We start from the raw sequence: 16,402 nt of genomic DNA, 5'->3' as shown, positions 1-16,402 counted from the left end.
AGGGCCGGACCGGGGCTCACTTCATCGTGGGGATGGAGAACTCGGCGCCATCCTTGAGACCCGACGGCCAGCGCGAGGTCACCGTCTTGGTACGCGTGTAGAACTTGAACGCGTCGGTGCCGTGCTGGTTCAGGTCGCCGAAGCCCGAACGCTTCCAGCCACCGAACGTGTGGTAGGCAAGCGGCACCGGGATCGGCACGTTGATGCCCACCATGCCAATGTTGATGCGGCTGGCGAAGTCGCGGGCCGTATCGCCGTCACGGGTGAAGATCGCCGTGCCGTTGCCGTACTCGTGGCTCATCGGCAGGTCGAGGGCTTCCTCGTAGGTCTTGGCGCGGACGACCGACAGAACCGGGCCGAAGATCTCGTCCTTGTAGATCGACATGTCCTTGGTGACATTGTCGAACAGGCAGCCGCCCATGAAGTAGCCGTTCTCGTAGCCCTGAAGCGAGAAGTTGCGGCCGTCGACGGCAAGCGTCGCGCCTTCCTTCACGCCCTGGTCGACCAGGCCCTTGATGCGCTCGAGCGCCTGGGCGGTGACGACGGGGCCGAAGTCCACATCGTTGCCGGCCGTGTAGGGACCGATCTTGAGAGCCTCGACGCGCGGAATGAGACGCTCCATCAGCGCATTGGCGGCTTCCTCACCCACCGGAACGGCAACCGAGATCGCCATGCAGCGCTCGCCGGCGGCACCATAGCCCGCGCCGATGAGCGCGTCGGCGGCCTGGTCCATGTCGGCATCCGGCATGATGATCATGTGGTTCTTGGCGCCGCCGAAGCACTGGACGCGCTTTCCGGCCGCGCAGCCGCGCGTGTAGACGTACTCGGCGATCGCCGTGGAACCGACGAAGCCGACCGCCTGGATGGTCGGATGGTCGAGGATGCCGTCCACGGCCTCCTTGTCGCCGTTGACCACATTGAGAACGCCGGCCGGAAGGCCCGCCTCGAGCATCAGCTCGGCGAGCATGATCGGCACGGACGGGTCACGCTCCGACGGCTTCAGGATGAAGGCGTTGCCGGCGGCGATGGCCGGGCAGAACTTCCACATCGGGATCATGGCCGGGAAGTTGAACGGCGTGATGCCGGCGGCCACGCCAAGCGGCTGGCGCATCGAATACATGTCGATGCCCGGGCCGGCTCCCTCGGTGAACTCGCCCTTGAGCAGGTGCGGCGCGCCGATGCAGAACTCGGCGACCTCGAGGCCGCGGATCACGTCGCCCTTGGCGTCGGGGATCGTCTTGCCGTGCTCGCGCGACAGCGCCTCGGCAAGCTTGTCCATGTCGCGGTGAAGCAGGTCCACGAACTTCATGAGAACGCGGGCGCGGCGCTGCGGGTTGGTCGCCGCCCAGGCCGGCTGCGCGGCGGCGGCGTTGGCGATCGCCGCGTCCAGCTCGCTCTTGGAGGCGAGCGCCACCTTGGCCTGAACCTCACCCGTCGCCGGATTGTAGACGTCCGCGAAACGGCCCGAGGTGCCCTCGACCCGCTTGCCGTCGATGAAATGTCCGATTGTCTTCATGAGCGTCTCTCCCTGGTTGCGGACGCTTGAAGTCCGCTGTCTCCCGCGGCGAGCGAGCATAGCCGGGCGCCACGTGGCAAATCCAGTCCGCCCCCGCGACACGGGCCGCAGGCAGCGTGAACGAGGATGTCTTGCCTTTAATTTCTGCAATCATCAATAGGCGGTTTGCCGCAACCGTTGTGCGCATACTATAGTCGCAACAGTGTTCAGAGGCGCCGGACCCTTGTGAAATGAACTGGGACGATACCCGCATCTTCCTCGCCGTCGCGCGCACCGGCCAGCTCCTCGGCGCCGCGCGCGCGCTCGGCCTCAACCATGCCACCGTCGCGCGGCGCCTGAGTGCGCTGGAAACAGACCTCGGCGTCAAGCTGGTGGACCGGCGCACCACCGGCTCGCTTCTCACCTCGGCCGGTGAGAGCTTTCTGGAGATCGCCGAGCGGGTCGAGGCGGAGATGCAGGCGGCCCGCGCGCGCATCGGCGGTGCGGACGTGGCGCTTTCGGGCACCGTGCGCATCGGTGCGCCGGACGGCTTCGGCGTCGACTTCCTCGCCCCCCGTCTCGGCGCCCTGACCGAACGCCACCCGGATCTCACCCTGCAGCTCGTGCCGGTCTCGCGGGCGGTTTCCCTGTCGCGCCGCGAGGCGGACATCGCCATCACGGTGGAACGACCCGAACACGGCCGGCTCGTCGCCCGCAAGCTGGTCGACTACACGCTGGGCCTCTACGCCTCCCGCGCCTATCTGGCGCGCTCCGGCGCTCCGGCGGACGCACAGGACCTCAGACGTCACGCCCTCGTCGGATACGTGGAGGACCTGGTCTATTCCACGGCCCTTGCCTATGCGGGCGAGATCGACCGCGGCTTCACCCCCCGCTTCGAGATCGCCTCCGCCCTCGGACAGGTCGAGGCGGTGCGCGCGGGCGCCGGCATCGGCATTCTTCATGCCTTCATCGCGCGGCGCGATCCCGACCTCGTGCCGGTTCTTCCGGACAAGGTGATCCGCCGCAGCTACTGGCTGGTGCTGCACGAGAGCGTGCGCGACATCGCCCGGGTAAGGGTCGCGGCCGATTTCATCGCGGAGGAAGTCGAACGCGCCCGCTCGATGTTCGTCTGATTGCTTCCAGCGGACTTGCGCCCCCCGTATGGCCCTGTCAAACCGGACGGGCAAGGGACGACAGAGCGAACCATGACGGACATCGCAGTGAGAACCGACGAGAAAACCGCCCGCCAGGCCCGCTTCTGGGACAGGCTCGCCAAACGCTACGCGGCCATGCCCGTGCGGGACGCTCCCGCGTGGGAGGAGACGCTCCTTGCCGTGCGAGAGAGGTTGCGGCCGCAAGATCGCGTTCTGGAAATCGGCTGCGGCACCGGCGGCACCGCCCTTCGTCTGGCCCCGCATGTGGCCGACTACACCGGCACGGACATCTCCGCCGCCATGATCGCCATCGCGGCGGAAAAGCCGGCGCCAGCCAACGTCACCTTCCGCCGGGAGGAGGCGCCAACCGCTGTGGACCGGCCGCTCGCCCCTCCCGTGGATGCGGTGCTGGCCTTCAACCTGCTTCACCTTGTCAGCGATCTGGATGCAACGCTGTCGGGCGTGCGCGCGCGCCTGAAGCCCGGCGGGCTCTTCATTTCCAAGACGCCCTGCCTTGGCGAGATGTCGGTCTTTCTGCGTCTGCTGGTCCCGGTGCTGCAGCTCGTCGGCAAGGCTCCGCCGGTCACGGCCCTCACCGAGGCGGACCTGCGCGCCCGGATCGGGGCGGCGGGCTTCGAGATCACCGACCGGCGGACCTTCGGCAAGAACCGCTCGGTCCCCTATTTCGTCGCCCGGCGGAGCTGACGCTACCGCTCGCGCCCGTCGACCGGCCCGTCCTCGGTCAGCTCGATGCCGGTAAGCCGCCGGTCGAGGTGGCGGGTGCGCCAGGCCAGCATCTTTTCCGCGTAGTGCAGCCGCACCGACAGATAGGCCGGATCGTCGGCGACATTGCGCGTCTCGCCGGGGTCGGTCTCCAGGTCGAAAAGCAGGGGCGGCAGCCCAGCGAAATGGACGTACTTCACGTCCGCGTCGCGGATGACGCTCATGCCGGACAGGTCGATGGGCAGTCCGAGTTTCGCCTCCGCCTCGCCGGTCGCCACCTCGCGGAAGTCGTATTCCCAGTGCACGGCCTCGCGCCAGTCGGTCGGCGCCTCGCCATCGAGGAACGGCGTCAGCGCCCGGCCGTCGAGCCAGGTCGGACACTTGGCCCCGATTGCCTCGAGAACCGTCGGCATGATGTCCACGGACTCGCTGAAGGCCTCCACGGTGCGCCCGTGGTGGGCCGGCTTGCGCGGATCGCGGACGATCAGCGGAATGTGATACGCCTGATCGTAGAAGCCGAGCTTGGAGAAGAGCTGATGGTCGCCCATCATCTCGCCGTGGTCGGCGGTGAGCACGATCAGCGTGTTGTCATAGAGCCCCCGCGCCTTCAGCTCGGCAACGACGCGCCCGATCTGCGCGTCCACCTCGGAAACCATGCCCCAGTAGGTGGCCCGGATGCGCCTGCGCGTCGCCTCGTCCCAGTCGCGCGCCTTCCCGTCCGCTCCCCACACCAGATCCGCCTTGTCGAGTTTGTCGAGCGAATAGGCCAGGAAGGGATGGACCGCGCCCGCCTCTTCCGGCGTCGCGGCGCCGAGAAACTCAGGCCCCGCCTCGGGGTCGTACATGGAGGCATAGGGCTCCGGCACGATGAAGGGCGGATGCGGGCGAATGAAGCTCAGATGCGCGAACCAGGGTCGCCCACCCGCCTTCGCCCGCGCGGGCGGCGCGCTCTCCACCTCGCCGAGCCAGCGCAGGAACTCCCCGACCAGGAATGCCGTCTCCGTGTCGTCCTCGCCGTAGCGCGCGGGGCGTCCCCCAGGCGGATCGGCCGGACCGTCGGCGGGAAGCCAGATATCCTGCGGCGGATCGGGCAGCTTGTGTCCCCGAGCCTCGAGCCATGACAGCCACGGCCCGTGATCCTCGGGCACCCGCACCCGCACGCTCATGCCGGGCAGGATGCCCTCGTAGGTGCGCAGCCAGGGATCGTCTCCGGTGACCGTGCGCGGATCGACCGACTGGTCCGTGTAGCCGAACAGGGTCGGGTCGTATCCGGCCCGCCGTGCCGCCAGCGCGATGGTGTCATGACGCGCATCGAGCGGCGTGCCGTTGCGCACCACCCGGTTCGTCATCTGGTAGAGTCCGGTGTAGAGGCAGGCCCGTGCCGGCGAGCAAGGCGCCGCCTGGCAGTAGTGACGCGAGAAATGGACCCCGTCACGCGCCAGCGCGTCGATGTGCGGCGTCCGGACGACCGGATGGCCGGCGACACCGAGACAGTCGCCACGCCACTGGTCGGCGGTGATCAGGAGAACATTGAGCATGAGACGGGCCCCGGAGAGGATTTGACAATCCCGCCTCTTTCGGGCGCGATTGTCCTTCAGGCGGAAACGCACCGTCCCGACGATGCGCTCTGGCGGCCGGGGGTGCGGGCCTTATCTTGAAGGTCAGTCTCTTGCCGTTCAATGACAAGAACGGCTTGCGGGAACGGGACCGTCGCGAGCGCCCCGGTTGTCCGCAGGAATTGCCGAGCCACCACCAGCCAGCGAGGCCGCTCATGACCTGGATGCCCGATCTCGATCCCACGCCCGGCGACGCCGGGGCCTGCGACCTCATCGACATGGTGATCGTGCCGCGCGCCCGTGACCTGGGCGGCTTCGAGGTGCGCCGTGCCCTGCCCTCGCCGAAACGGCAGATGGTCGGCCCCTTCATCTTCTTCGACCAGATGGGACCGGCCGAGTTCCTGACGGGCGGCGGCATCGACGTGCGTCCCCACCCGCATATCGGGCTCGCCACGCTCACCTACCTCTTCGACGGCGAGATCCACCACCGCGACAGCCTGGGCTCCGATCTCGCCATCCGGCCCGGCGAGCTCAACTGGATGACCGCCGGATCCGGCATCGTCCATTCCGAGCGCGAGGATCCGGCCCGCAAGGTCGCGCCGCGCAAGCTGTTCGGCATCCAGAGCTGGGTCGCCCTGCCGAAGGACAAGGAAGAGACCGCGCCGGCCTTCGAGCACGTGGGCAGCGACGCCCTGCCGATCCTGCGCGACGACGGCGTGGAAGTGCGCGTCATCGCCGGCTCGCTCTACGGGGCAAGCTCTCCCATCGCCACCGCATCGGAAACGATCTACGCGGACGTGACGCTGGCTCCGGGAAAAAGCCTGCCCATCGACGCCGGGCACGAGGAACGGGCGATCTACACCGTGGAGGGAACGCTCGACATTTCCGGCGACCGTTTCGAGCCCGGCAACCTTCTCGTTTTCCGCCCGGGAGATCGCATCACGGCCACCGCGTCGGGCACCCAACCAGTCAGGTTCCTGCTGCTCGGCGGCGAGCCCATGGACGGACCGCGCCACATCTGGTGGAACTTCGTCTCCTCCTCGAAGGAGCGCATCCAGCAGGCCAAGGAAGACTGGAAGCGCAAGCGCTTCGACACGGTGCCCGGCGACGAGGAAGACTTCATTCCGCTGCCCTGATCAGTTGCCTCCCCCGACACGCTCACCGGAGCGGCGACGCGTGCGCCGCTTCGGCTCCTCCCAGGAAAACGGGGCGAAGATTTCCGCCGGCGCGGCAAGATCCACGGCGGGAAAATCCAGGATCACGTTGAGCCGCACCGTGCCTGGCGCATCGCCCTGAAGGGAGGCGTCCTCGGGCAGCACCTTCAGCGCCAGTCCGAACGCTTCCACCTCCACCGCACGCGCCTCGGCGATCGCCGTGCGCAGGGCAACGGGCCACGGCCAGCCGTAGCGCTCCCCGACCGCGTCGAGAATGCGCCCCAGCGCCGCGCGCGCCGCGGCGACCGTCTGCGGATTGTCCCCATTGAGCTTGATACGCACGGTGTTAAGCGTTTCCGCCGACTGGCCGCGCAGGTTGACGAAGAGCGTCGAGCGGCGCCCGGCCTCGTCCTCGCGCCCGATCGCCACAAGATCGCTGGCGCAATACCAGGCACCGGCGACGAAGGGGTCCGGCTTCCAGTCGGACATGGGCACGCCGAGCCCGTCGATGGCCTCGCACAGGGCCGCCGGCTTGCCGCCATAGACCCGCTTGAAGCTTGCCGGCAGATCGATCCCCGGGCTCGTGATGCGCGCGACGAGCGGTTGCGGAACACCCGCCAGCGGATCGGCCGGAAGCGCGGGCGGTGCCGGAGCAACAGGGCGCCGGGGACCATCTCCCTCGATCAGCGCAAAGAGCACGGCGGCCCCGGCAAGGGCGAGAACGCCGAGGCCGGCGCGCAACGCGAGACCACGCCGGCGCTGACGGCGCGCGATCCCCGAAAGGGCCTGCGCCCCCGGCCCGGCCTGTGGGTGCCTGCCCGTCATGTCGCGTCCCGGTTTCCCGCCTCGATGGCCGTTGGTAGCACGCTGCGGCGCGAAGGTCGCCTTACACGAACAGCAGCACCGCGCCCCCGGCGACAAGCCCGGCCCGCACCAGCGGGTTCAGCGGCCCGATGATGCCGAAGGAAATCGCCGACAGCGCCGCGCCCACCTTCACGCCGGCGAGAAGTGCGGCGACCGGCGCGGCCGCAAGGCCGATCAGCGCGGGATTCGCGACCATTCCGAGCGGAACCAGATAGAGCCCGAGGCCCAGCGCCATGGCCGACATCGCCACCTTCAGCCAGTTCTCGCCGACCATGCCGGCGGCGATGAACACCGCGCCGCATACCGGCGGCGTGATCGTCGAAAGCAGCGCGTACCAGAACACGAACAGATGCGCGAGCAGGGGTGGCAGGCCGAGCTGGGTGAGAGCGGGCCCGGCGACGGACACGCAGATGACATAGGCCGCCGTCGTCGGCACCTCCATGCCGAGGATCAGGCAGGCGAGCGCGGTGAGCACCAGCGCGGGCCACAGATAGCCGCCCGAGCCCGACAGGATCAGCGACGTGATCTTGACCCCGAGCCCGGTCAGGCCGAGCACGCCGATGATGATGGAGGCGCACAGGATGATCGACGCGATGGTCGCGATCTGGCGGCCTGCGTTGATGCTGGCGTCCTCGAAGCGTGAAAGCGTGCGCCGGAGATCGAACGTCAGGCGCCCGTCGAGGAACAGCAGTGCGGCGCCGGCAAGGATCGCCAGCGAGGCGGCATATTGCGGCGTCACGTTGAGCCCGAACATGCCCCACAGGAGGATCGTGAACGGCACGAGAAAGAACGCCGAGGTGACCAGGACCGCCTTCAGTCCGGGCCGGTCCTCCGCCGCAAGTCCCTTCAGCGCGTACCGCAGCGAATAGGCGTCGATCCCGACCCACACGGCCAGGAAATACAGAAGCGCCGGCAGGATCGCCGCCATCATGATGTCGGCATAGGGCGTGCCGGTGAGTTCCACCATCACGAAGGCCCCCGCGCCCATCAGCGGCGGCATGATCTGCCCGCCCGACGAGGCGACCGCCTCCACGGCGCCCGCCAGCGCACGCGGATAGCCGAGCCTGGTCATGGCCGGAAGCGTGATCGCGCCGGTGGAGGCGACATTCGCCGACGCCGATCCCGAGATCGAGCCGAAGAGCGCGGAGGAGATCACCGAGACCTTGGCCGCGCCGCCGCGCAGGCGTCCGGCGGCGGCCGCGGCCACATTCATGAACCCCTGCCCCGCCTCGCCCGCGTTCAGGATCGCGCCGAAGATGACGAAGATCGCGACGACCGAGACCGAGACGCCCGTGAGCTTGCCCCACAGCCCGCCCTCGGCAATCGTCAGCGTGCCGAAGAGGCTCGCCATGGGAAGGCCCGGATGGCCGAACTCGCCCGGGATCGCCGGGCCCCACACGGCATAGGCCAGCGCAAGGGCCGCGACCAGCGGCAGCGGCCAGCCGATGGACCGCCGCGCCATCTCCAGCGTCACCGCGATCAGGACAAGGGCCACCGCCATCTGGAAGTCGCCGGAGAGGTAGCCGTACTGGTCGCCGAGCGCCTCCGCGTTCCACGCGACCCACAAGGTCGCCGCAAGGCCGGCGGCCGCGATCACCGGGCCGCTCCACCGCTCGAAGGCGGACTTCGGCGCCAGCAGCAGCACGAAGGGAATGGCCAGCGCCATGTGCAAGGGCCGGCTGACCAGATTGGGCACCAGGCCGGAAAAGACGAGCCACAGGTGAAACGCGATCGACAGGGCGCCGAGCGCGCTCCAGATCAGCCGGGCTTTGGCGGACATTCTTGGCCTCGGGACAGGACAAACGGGAACGGGGAAAGCGGGACGAAAGCCCGCTTTCCCCGCGTCAGGAACGCTCGGGCGGAGTTGTGTCCGCCTTACTTCGCGGCCTCGCCCACGGCGACGCCCTTTTCCTCGTAGTAGCGCAGCGCGCCGGGATGGATCTTGCCGGGAATCGTGGCGACCATCTCCGGGCTCACGCCCTTCCACCAAGGCGCATCGCCGGCCATCCTGGCCTTCTCTTCCCAGAAGGTCTTCGTCAGCGCATAGGCGGTGTCGTCATCCATCGCGGTGGTGGTGAAGGCGATCACGTCGAGCGAGGTGGTCGCCACATCCGCGTCCTGGCCCGGATAGGTCCCGGCGGGAATGACCAGCTTCGTGCGCTTGGTCTCGGCGATCTGCTCGTCGGACAGCGGGATGATCGTCACGCCGGTGCCGGCCGCCGCCTCGATGACGTTGGGCGCCGGATAGGATCCGGCGGTCACGAACCCGTCGATCTGGCCGTTCTTGAGCGCCGCGCCCGCATTGGACAGCTCCACATTGGCGAGGTCGACCTTGTCCTTCAGGCCGAACATGTCGAGGTATTTCTCGCCCTCGCGCGCACCGAAGCTGCCCTTGCCGAGCAGGATCGTCTTGCCTTCCATTCCGGCGAAATCGGTCACGCCCGTGTCGGCACGCATCACGAAATGCATGGTCAGAGAGGGAATGGGAAACAGCGCACGGATCTCGTCGAACTTCGGATTGGCCTTGTCCTTGAACATGGCCTTGCCGCCCTGCGCGAGCGAGACGAGCGCCGGCGGCGAGGTGAAGACGAAATTGCCCGGACGGACGGCCGATTCAATCACGTTCTGGACCGAGCCCTGGCTCTCCTCCAGCGTCAGGATGATGTTGCCGTCCGTGCCCGCCTTGATCGCCTCGGCGACCTGCACGCCCATCTGGTAGTAGGACGACCCGGCCGAGGCCGACTTGTAGGTGACCCGGGTCTCGGCCGAGGCCGAAAGCGGGATCAGCGCGGCGAGCCCCGCCACCGCGAGTTTGCTCCAGAACGTCATGTGTCCTCCCCGAAACGTCTGTCGGTCTTGATCATTGCCGGATCTGCATGTCCGGCGGGACCGGAAGGATAATCCGCCTCGTCCCGCCATGCACCCATGAAGATCGCGAAAAATCGGGAGGGAACCGCCACTTTCCCCAAAACGCCGGCGGGCCGGGGTCTCCCCCGGCCCGCCATTCGTGTCCTGTCCCCGCCCAAGGGCGCGGGTGCCGGGGATCAGAAGCGCAGCGACAGGCGCGCCTTGACCGTGTTGCGGGACACGCCGTCGCCGAACTCGCCCGCGTAGGAAAGGCCCGCCGTGGTGCGGCTGCCCAGCGCGGCCCGCAGCCCCGCCTCGACGAGGCCTGTGTTTTCCGCGATCGGCGCGCCGTCGACCGAGAAGGCCGCCCCGCCGGCGAAATTCATCCGCGCCGTGGGCGTGATGTCACCGAAGGCATGCTGCCAGCCGGCCATGCCGTGGGCATTGAGCCGCACCGTGCCGATCGTGAACGGCGTCTCGGCGCGCAGGCCGAGCGTGGTGTAGGCCGTGCCCTGGCTCTCGCTGCCGCCGGAAAGCGCCGCCGCGCCGCCGGTTTCGGCAAAACCGTCCGTGTCCGTGCGCACATAGGCCAGGTTGGCGAAGGGCTCGAGGGTCGCCGCCTGCCAGCGGGCCATGTAGCTGACCTCGCCGAACGCCTGCAGCGTGCGGGCGTCATAGTCGGCCGAGAGCGTTTCCGTCAGACCCGGCGCGACCACCTGCCGGGAGGTTTTCAGCGCGTGCCAGGAGTGCGTGGCCCCCGCCTTCAGCGCAACGTTGCCGAAGCGCGTGCCGCCGTAGACGCCCACATGCGCCGTTTCCGCATTGCCCGACGAGGCCTTGCCGGCCGTGTCGAACGTGGTGCGGGTGAAGCCCGCCAGCACGCCCACCTGCCAGGTGTCGCCGATGGTGCCGTCGACACCCACGACCAGCCCGCCGGTCGACTGCTTCAGCCGGGCCGCGTTGCCGGTGCCGTCGGTTTCCGCCCAGCCGCCCAGAGCCTCGCCCCAGACCGCCCGGGACACGCTCTCCCGAGGCGCCGGCCCGTTGGTCGAGACAAGCGCACCATCGCTGCCGCCGTCGCCGAAGAGCGCCCGCACCCGGTCGTTGGCGGCGTTGCGCAGCAGGCCCGCGTCATTGGCGAGCACGGTGTTGACCGAGGCATGAACCTCGCCCGACAGCGCATCGAACGTCGCCCGCGCCGAGGTGTCGCTCGCCTGGCGCGCCACCGCGTCATAGACCGCGTTGCCCACGCCAAGCGCCTCGACCGCATTGGCCGTGCTGCGCTGGTTGCCGGTCTGCGCGATGCTGTCGAAGGACGCCGTGTTGCGGAGCACGTCCAGATGCACCGCATCCGGATCATAGGCGAGCGTGAGATCGAGGAACGGCAGGTTCTGCGTCAGGTTGCCGAAGGTTCCAGACACACCGCCCGCCGCCGTCAGGATCGTGTAGCGCTGCCCCACGCCATAGCTGCCGACGGCCTTGGCGATGTCGACGGTGGCCCCGCCAAGGGTCGCGGTGCCGCCGACCTCGACCCGGTCGCCCGCCCCGCTCGCGTCGATCTCGACCTGGAAGACCGACCCGGAGGAGAAGGAAAGGTCGCCCGCGACCTTGAGCGTGCCGATGGAGTTGCCCGGTGCCAGGACGGCGCCGTTGTCGAGCGCCAGCGTGCCCAGCGTTCCCGCGCCGCCGATGTGACCGCCGGAGCCAAGCGATACGGTGCCGGCAAGGCTCGCGTCCGCATGATCCGCATCGCCGACGACCAGCCAGCCGCCGTCAACGCGGGTGGTTCCCGTGTAGGTGTTCTGCCCGTTGAGGACCAGCGCGCCGGTGCCGGACTTGGCAAGCCCGCCGGTGCCCGAAATCACGCCGTCGAAGCGCGTGTTCACCGACTGATCGACCTCGAGCGAGGCCCCGCCCAGCGCGATCGTGCCACCGGCGCCCGAAAGCCGTGAGGCCGTGAGGTCGAAACCGCCGAGATCCAGCGTGCCGCCATTGACCTCATAGCCGGTGTTCTGCACGAACCCGCCGGCAAGCGTGCGCGTGAGGCGGCCCGCCTCCACGACGGTGCCACCGGCATAGCTGTTGGCGGCATCAAGCGAGAGCGTGCCCGCCCCTTCCTTGACGAGAACGCCGGCACCCGACACGCCCTGCGCGAGCGAGACGGTGTTCGCCGCCTCCTCGACCTCGATGCGGCCGACGGCATCGAGCGCCACCTGGCGGTCGAGCGCGCTCATGTCGGTTCCCGCGATCCGCAGCCGGCCGTTGACCAGTCGCAGGTCGGCGGTTGCCTGGCCCAGGGCCGCATCCTCGTCCACAATCACCGTGCCGTTGTCGGTGACCACGGTCTCGCCGATGAAGGTGTGATCGTCGATGCAATATTCCTGGATCGCCGCCTGCAGGCCCGCGTCCTGGCTGGAACAGTCGAGCAGGGTCTTCTTTTCCGCCTCGGTCAGGCCCGTGAGGATCGGGTTGCCGTCCGCATCCGAGATCTGGCCGAGATAGACGTCCGTGCGCTTGTTGTTGCGGGTCAGGTGGAACACGCCACCCGCCTCGTCGAACGTGTTGGCGGCAGCCCCCCAGATGATGCGCTTGCTGGCGCCGTCCGGCGTGAGGTCCTGCAGCACCGGCCCCACCCAGCGCACAGTGTGGGCGACGAGTTCGTGATCGGAAAGCTGACGCGATCCATCGTTGCTGTATGCCGTGTCGGTGAGGACGCCGGTGTAGGGATCGTTCGGATCGTCATCGAGTACCATCCACTTGCCGAAGGGACGCGCGGCGATGAAGTGGTCGATCTTGACGTGGTCCCAGCTCGTCCATGTGTTGGTGTGATCCTCGCCTTTCGAGGTCCACGTGGTACGCCCGTCGCCTGCGTCGATGGGCTCGAACAGCTCCCGCTCGCTCTCGTTCTGAAGCAGGATGTAGTCCTTCTTCAGGACGTTCATGGTCACGGGCAGATTGGCATCCACCGGATAGGTTTCATCCTCGAAGGTCAGGCCCTTGTCGGCCATGTCCCTGGCGATGATCTCCTCCCACTGGCGCCAGCTCAACTGGCCAGCGTCGCTGGCACCGGGATAGTCCGCGCGATGCGCGTCGAAATAGTCGGAAATCACCTGCCGATACTTCTCGGAGCCGCTTCCCCCGCTCCGCATGTCGGCGACATAGGCCTGGAACTCGGCCTCGCGGCCCGCGGGCGTGTATTGTTCGGCGAGATCCTTCCAGAGCTGCGAACTGCCGCCATCCATCATCACGCGGGCAAACAGGTAGGACGCCTGCTCAGCCGAGTGCAGCCCGCGTTCCGAGACGTCGCCGGCATTGAAGTCACCGACGATCAGCAGCGGGTTCGTCACCCCTTGCGCGATCGCGTTCAGCCCCTTGGCCTCGGCAATGCGCACCCCGGGCTCGTCGTGATAGTCGAAATGGACGGAGCCGACGCCCATCTTCGGCATGCCCTTTTGCGCATCCAGCGCCGCATAACCGATGAAGCGGTCGTACCCGCTGCCGGGCACGAGATCCTTCAGGGAGCCGACGCTGCCCTGAAGCCTTGAAAGAACGGAGGAATCATCGCGCTGGCTGGCCTCGTAGGTGCCAAGGCCAAGGCTCGGCAGCATGGACAGGAACGCGTTGCGATAAACACCCGACGTGCTCTCCTGCAGCGCGATCACATCATAGTCGCCGTTGAGGAAGAAGTCCGACATCCGGGTCGGGTCGGCACGCAGGCCGCTGTTGGAACCATCCCCCCAGGTGTTGAAGGTCAGAACGCGAATGCCGTCCTTTTGCGCCGCCTGAGCCGCGGCTTCGCCGCTCAGAACGCCCAGTACGGCGACTCCGCACAGGAGATGCGCCATGGCGGCGCGCAGCACGCGCCTGCCCTTGCCGGCGCGGCGGGCGATATCCATGCCGCGGTCATTTTCAAACGACGTCGCCGCATCGCGCGAACGCCCTGTCTCACCCAGGTTACTCATAACTGCGCCTTCCCACTATGTCTGATTAACAACAAAAAATGTTGCTTTACGGACATTATTGGAAGCGCTTGTCAGTTTGATTACAATTTCAAGGAGACATCCGACAAAAAAAATGCAACAGTAGCGAATGTCCAAGAATGAAGATGAAGACCGGATTATTCGAAATGGATACGCAGCGGAAATACAAAACAGAAGGAAACAAAAAAGAGTCCAGAAAATCGTTCATTGAAAAATACATTGAAGAAAACGGCTTCATATCAGTGGACGAGATCACGAAATTGTTCTCGGTCACGACCCAGACGGCCCGCCGCGACATCATGGCGCTGGAAGCTCTGGGGAAGGTGCGCAGGCTGCACGGCGGCGCCGCGCTCGTGGCACCGGTCACTCCCCTCACCCTTCGGGAAAGACGCCTGCAGCAGGCGCCTCAGAAACTCAGGATCGCGGCAAGCATAGCGAACCTTGTGCCCGACGGCGCGGCCATCTTCATCGACACTGGCACGACCTGCGAGGCGGTTGCGCAGGCGCTTCTTGCCCGCCGCGACCTGCGCGTGGTCACCTACAGCCTGCGCGTCGCCTCGATCCTGAGCGAGAATTCGGACTTCGCGCTCGCGATACCCGGCGGCTTCGTGCGCCCCGTGGACGGCGGACTGTTCCAGGAGAACACGGACGAGTTCATTCGCCAGTTCCGCTTCGATCACGCGGTCGTCTCCGTGAGCGGGATCGATGCGGAAGGCAACCTCTACGATGACGACCAGGCCGAGGTCGCCGCCGTCGCCGCCGCCCTTGGCCAGGCGGACCGCCGCATTCTCGCCGTGGACAGCAGCAAGTTCGGCAAGCGCGCGCTCGTGCGCCTCGGCAGCCTGGAGATGGTCACGACGCTCGTCACCGACGAACGGCCCGACGAGGCATTGTGCCAACGCGCGAAAGCCGCGAGCGTGGACATTCTCGTCTGACACGAATCTCCCCAACAGGTTCCGGATACAACGCATGAGCGACCCGCAAAGCCTCTCCCTTCGCCTCGGCATCGACTGGGGCGGCACGAAGATGGAAGTGATCGCGCTCGACGCCGCTTCGGGCGCGGAGCGCTTTCGCAAGCGCGTTCCCACCCCGCGCGACGACTATGCCGGCTGCATCGCGGCCGTGCGCGATCTCGTAAGGGCGGCGGAAGCGGAGACCGGCCTTGCCGGCAGCGTCGGGCTCGGCATCCCGGGCTCCCTGTCCCCGGCGACGGGCCTGGTGAAGAACGCCAACTCGACCTGGATGAACGGCAAGCCGCTGGACAGGGACCTCGAAGAGGCCCTCGCCCGTCCCGTGCGCATCCAGAACGACGCCAACTGTCTCGCCGTCTCGGAGGCGACCGACGGAGCCGGCGCCGGCGCGCATGTCGTGCACGCCATCATCATCGGCACGGGATGCGGCTCGGGCATCGCCATCGACGGGCGTGCCCATCGCGGCGCCAATGGAATCGGCGGCGAATGGGGCAACATTCCCGTGCCCTGGATGCGCGAGGACGAATATCCCGGACCGGAGTGCTGGACCGGCCATCGCGGCACCATAGACCGGCTGTGCTCGGGCACGGGGTTTCAATGGGACTTCGAACAGGCAAGCGGCGAGGCGCTGACGGGTCGCGAGATCGTGGAACGCGCCCGCGAGGGCTGCCCGGTCGCCGGGGGCAGCCTCGAGCGCTACATCTCGCGCCTCGGGCGTGCCATGGCCATGGCCGCCAACCTGATCGATCCGGATGTGTTCGTGCTCGGCGGCGGCATGTCGAACGTCGACGAGCTCTACACCGGCCTGGCCGACGCCATGGCGCCCTTCATCTTCTCCGATCACTATGAGGTGCCGATCCGCAGGGCCGCGCATGGCGACAGCTCCGGCGTGCGCGGCGCCGCCTGGCTGTGGAACGCCTGAGCGGCCTCCCCGTCCCGGCACACCTCGCCACGGGGCGCACACGGCCTATATCCGTGATGGTGACCGCCAGACCTTGAGGTGAACACAGCCCTCGAACCGACGTGATCGACCGGGAGGACACCGTGACCCGCTCAATCCGCTTTCGCCGTTTCGCGACCGCCCTTGCCGCGCCCGCTCTTGCGATCGGCCTCGCGACGAGCGGCCCGGCACGGGCCGAGCCGCGCGACTACCGCATCGACCCGGCGCATTTTTCCATCGTCTTCAACGCCGTGCACATCGGCTACGCGCCGACATGGGGCATGTTCCTGAAGGGGTCGGGCGCTTTCACCTTCGACGAGGACGCACGCACGCTGTCGGACCTGAAGGTGGAAATCGACACCCGCAGCGTCTTTTCCAACAACAAGGCGCGCGACGAGCATCTGCGCTCGGACGACTTTCTCGATGCCGGGGCCCATCCCCTGGCGACCTTCGTCATGACGGATTCCGAGCCCACGGGCGAGCGCACCGGCAAGGTGACGGGAGACCTCACCCTGCGCGGCGTGACCAGGCCGGTCACGCTGGACGTCACCTGGAACAAGTCCGGCGACTACCCCTTCGGAGGGACCTATGTCACCGGCATCAGCGCCCGCACGACGCTGCGCCGGTCCGACTTCGGCTCCACCTACGCGCTGGAGGGAGGCCTCGTCGGCGACGAGGTCGAGATCCTCATCGACCTGGAGGCCATCCGCCAGTAGGC

The 16,402-nt window shown here is 67.7% G+C and carries 12 protein-coding genes; 6 read left to right on the top strand and 6 right to left on the bottom strand.

The genetic code is table 11. From position 1 onward, the window contains the following. Positions 1-16 precede the first annotated feature (16 nt). Entirely contained in the window at positions 17-1,516 is a 1,500-nt protein-coding gene (locus ACYX4S_RS03995) for a CoA-acylating methylmalonate-semialdehyde dehydrogenase (RefSeq protein ID WP_476361972.1), read from the bottom strand. A 230-nt stretch (positions 1,517-1,746) separates the two neighbouring features. Here ACYX4S_RS03995 and ACYX4S_RS03990 point away from each other — a divergent pair, with 230 nt between their 5' ends. Together ACYX4S_RS03990 and ACYX4S_RS03985 are read left to right on the top strand one after the other, a co-directional pair. After that, the gene (locus ACYX4S_RS03990; RefSeq protein WP_293723851.1) at positions 1,747-2,628 is read left to right on the top strand and encodes a LysR family transcriptional regulator; all 882 of its coding nucleotides are present in this window, start codon (positions 1,747-1,749) and stop codon (positions 2,626-2,628) included. A gap of 72 nt (positions 2,629-2,700) precedes the next feature. Further along, positions 2,701-3,354, top strand: a complete 654-nt coding sequence (locus ACYX4S_RS03985; protein WP_476361971.1) for a class I SAM-dependent methyltransferase — start codon at positions 2,701-2,703, stop codon at positions 3,352-3,354. A gap of 2 nt (positions 3,355-3,356) precedes the next feature. Here the strand turns inward: ACYX4S_RS03985 and ACYX4S_RS03980 are convergent, their stop codons facing one another. Further along, a complete protein-coding gene (locus ACYX4S_RS03980; RefSeq protein ID WP_476361970.1) occupies positions 3,357-4,910 on the bottom strand; it encodes an alkaline phosphatase family protein in 1,554 nt (517 codons plus the stop codon). A 233-nt stretch (positions 4,911-5,143) separates the two neighbouring features. Between ACYX4S_RS03980 and ACYX4S_RS03975 the strand changes: the two genes are divergently transcribed. Further along, complete coding sequence (locus ACYX4S_RS03975) at positions 5,144-6,064, top strand: pirin family protein (protein WP_476361969.1); 921 nt, start codon at positions 5,144-5,146, stop codon at positions 6,062-6,064. Here ACYX4S_RS03975 and ACYX4S_RS03970 read toward each other — a convergent pair whose 3' ends face one another. The 4 genes from ACYX4S_RS03970 to ACYX4S_RS03955 all read right to left on the bottom strand — a co-directional run bounded on the left by ACYX4S_RS03970 (position 6,065) and on the right by ACYX4S_RS03955 (position 13,689). Continuing rightward, positions 6,065-6,907 (bottom strand): DUF6030 family protein, encoded by an 843-nt coding sequence (locus ACYX4S_RS03970; protein WP_476361968.1) that lies wholly within the window; start codon positions 6,905-6,907, stop codon positions 6,065-6,067. Positions 6,908-6,968: 61 nt separating this feature from the next. Further along, positions 6,969-8,726 (bottom strand): TRAP transporter permease, encoded by a 1,758-nt coding sequence (locus ACYX4S_RS03965; protein ID WP_476361967.1) that lies wholly within the window; start codon positions 8,724-8,726, stop codon positions 6,969-6,971. A 95-nt stretch (positions 8,727-8,821) separates the two neighbouring features. Beyond that, the gene (locus ACYX4S_RS03960; protein ID WP_476361966.1) at positions 8,822-9,775 is read right to left on the bottom strand and encodes a TAXI family TRAP transporter solute-binding subunit; all 954 of its coding nucleotides are present in this window, start codon (positions 9,773-9,775) and stop codon (positions 8,822-8,824) included. Between the two features lie 215 nt (positions 9,776-9,990). Further along, positions 9,991-13,689, bottom strand: a complete 3,699-nt coding sequence (locus tag ACYX4S_RS03955) for an autotransporter domain-containing protein (RefSeq protein WP_476361965.1) — start codon at positions 13,687-13,689, stop codon at positions 9,991-9,993. Between the two features lie 203 nt (positions 13,690-13,892). Here ACYX4S_RS03955 and ACYX4S_RS03950 point away from each other — a divergent pair, with 203 nt between their 5' ends. The 3 genes from ACYX4S_RS03950 (at position 13,893) to ACYX4S_RS03940 (ending at position 16,400) form a co-directional block, all read left to right on the top strand. Then, a complete protein-coding gene (locus tag ACYX4S_RS03950; RefSeq protein WP_476361964.1) occupies positions 13,893-14,708 on the top strand; it encodes a DeoR/GlpR family DNA-binding transcription regulator in 816 nt (271 codons plus the stop codon). Between the two features lie 34 nt (positions 14,709-14,742). Continuing rightward, positions 14,743-15,666, top strand: a complete 924-nt coding sequence (locus ACYX4S_RS03945) for an ROK family protein (protein ID WP_476361963.1) — start codon at positions 14,743-14,745, stop codon at positions 15,664-15,666. A gap of 122 nt (positions 15,667-15,788) precedes the next feature. Next, positions 15,789-16,400 (top strand): YceI family protein, encoded by a 612-nt coding sequence (locus ACYX4S_RS03940; RefSeq protein WP_476361962.1) that lies wholly within the window; start codon positions 15,789-15,791, stop codon positions 16,398-16,400. Positions 16,401-16,402 lie beyond the last annotated feature (2 nt).

This window comes from Stappia sp. ABD4_338, from assembly GCF_056312175.1.
Note: the sequence above shows the minus strand (reverse complement) of the source record. Positions and strands in the feature narration are given on the sequence as shown.

Bases quoted from the DNA above. Each gene is read 5' to 3' on its own strand.
- ACYX4S_RS03995 (WP_476361972.1), bottom strand. From the start codon at position 1,516: ATGAAGACAATCGGACATTTCATCGACGGCAAGCGGGTCGAGGGCACC.
- ACYX4S_RS03990 (WP_293723851.1), top strand. From the start codon at position 1,747: ATGAACTGGGACGATACCCGCATCTTCCTCGCCGTCGCGCGCACCGGC.
- ACYX4S_RS03985 (WP_476361971.1), top strand. From the start codon at position 2,701: ATGACGGACATCGCAGTGAGAACCGACGAGAAAACCGCCCGCCAGGCC.
- ACYX4S_RS03980 (WP_476361970.1), bottom strand. From the start codon at position 4,910: ATGCTCAATGTTCTCCTGATCACCGCCGACCAGTGGCGTGGCGACTGT.
- ACYX4S_RS03975 (WP_476361969.1), top strand. From the start codon at position 5,144: ATGACCTGGATGCCCGATCTCGATCCCACGCCCGGCGACGCCGGGGCC.
- ACYX4S_RS03970 (WP_476361968.1), bottom strand. From the start codon at position 6,907: ATGACGGGCAGGCACCCACAGGCCGGGCCGGGGGCGCAGGCCCTTTCG.
- ACYX4S_RS03965 (WP_476361967.1), bottom strand. From the start codon at position 8,726: ATGTCCGCCAAAGCCCGGCTGATCTGGAGCGCGCTCGGCGCCCTGTCG.
- ACYX4S_RS03960 (WP_476361966.1), bottom strand. From the start codon at position 9,775: ATGACGTTCTGGAGCAAACTCGCGGTGGCGGGGCTCGCCGCGCTGATC.
- ACYX4S_RS03955 (WP_476361965.1), bottom strand. From the start codon at position 13,689: ATGGATATCGCCCGCCGCGCCGGCAAGGGCAGGCGCGTGCTGCGCGCC.
- ACYX4S_RS03950 (WP_476361964.1), top strand. From the start codon at position 13,893: ATGAAGATGAAGACCGGATTATTCGAAATGGATACGCAGCGGAAATAC.
- ACYX4S_RS03945 (WP_476361963.1), top strand. From the start codon at position 14,743: ATGAGCGACCCGCAAAGCCTCTCCCTTCGCCTCGGCATCGACTGGGGC.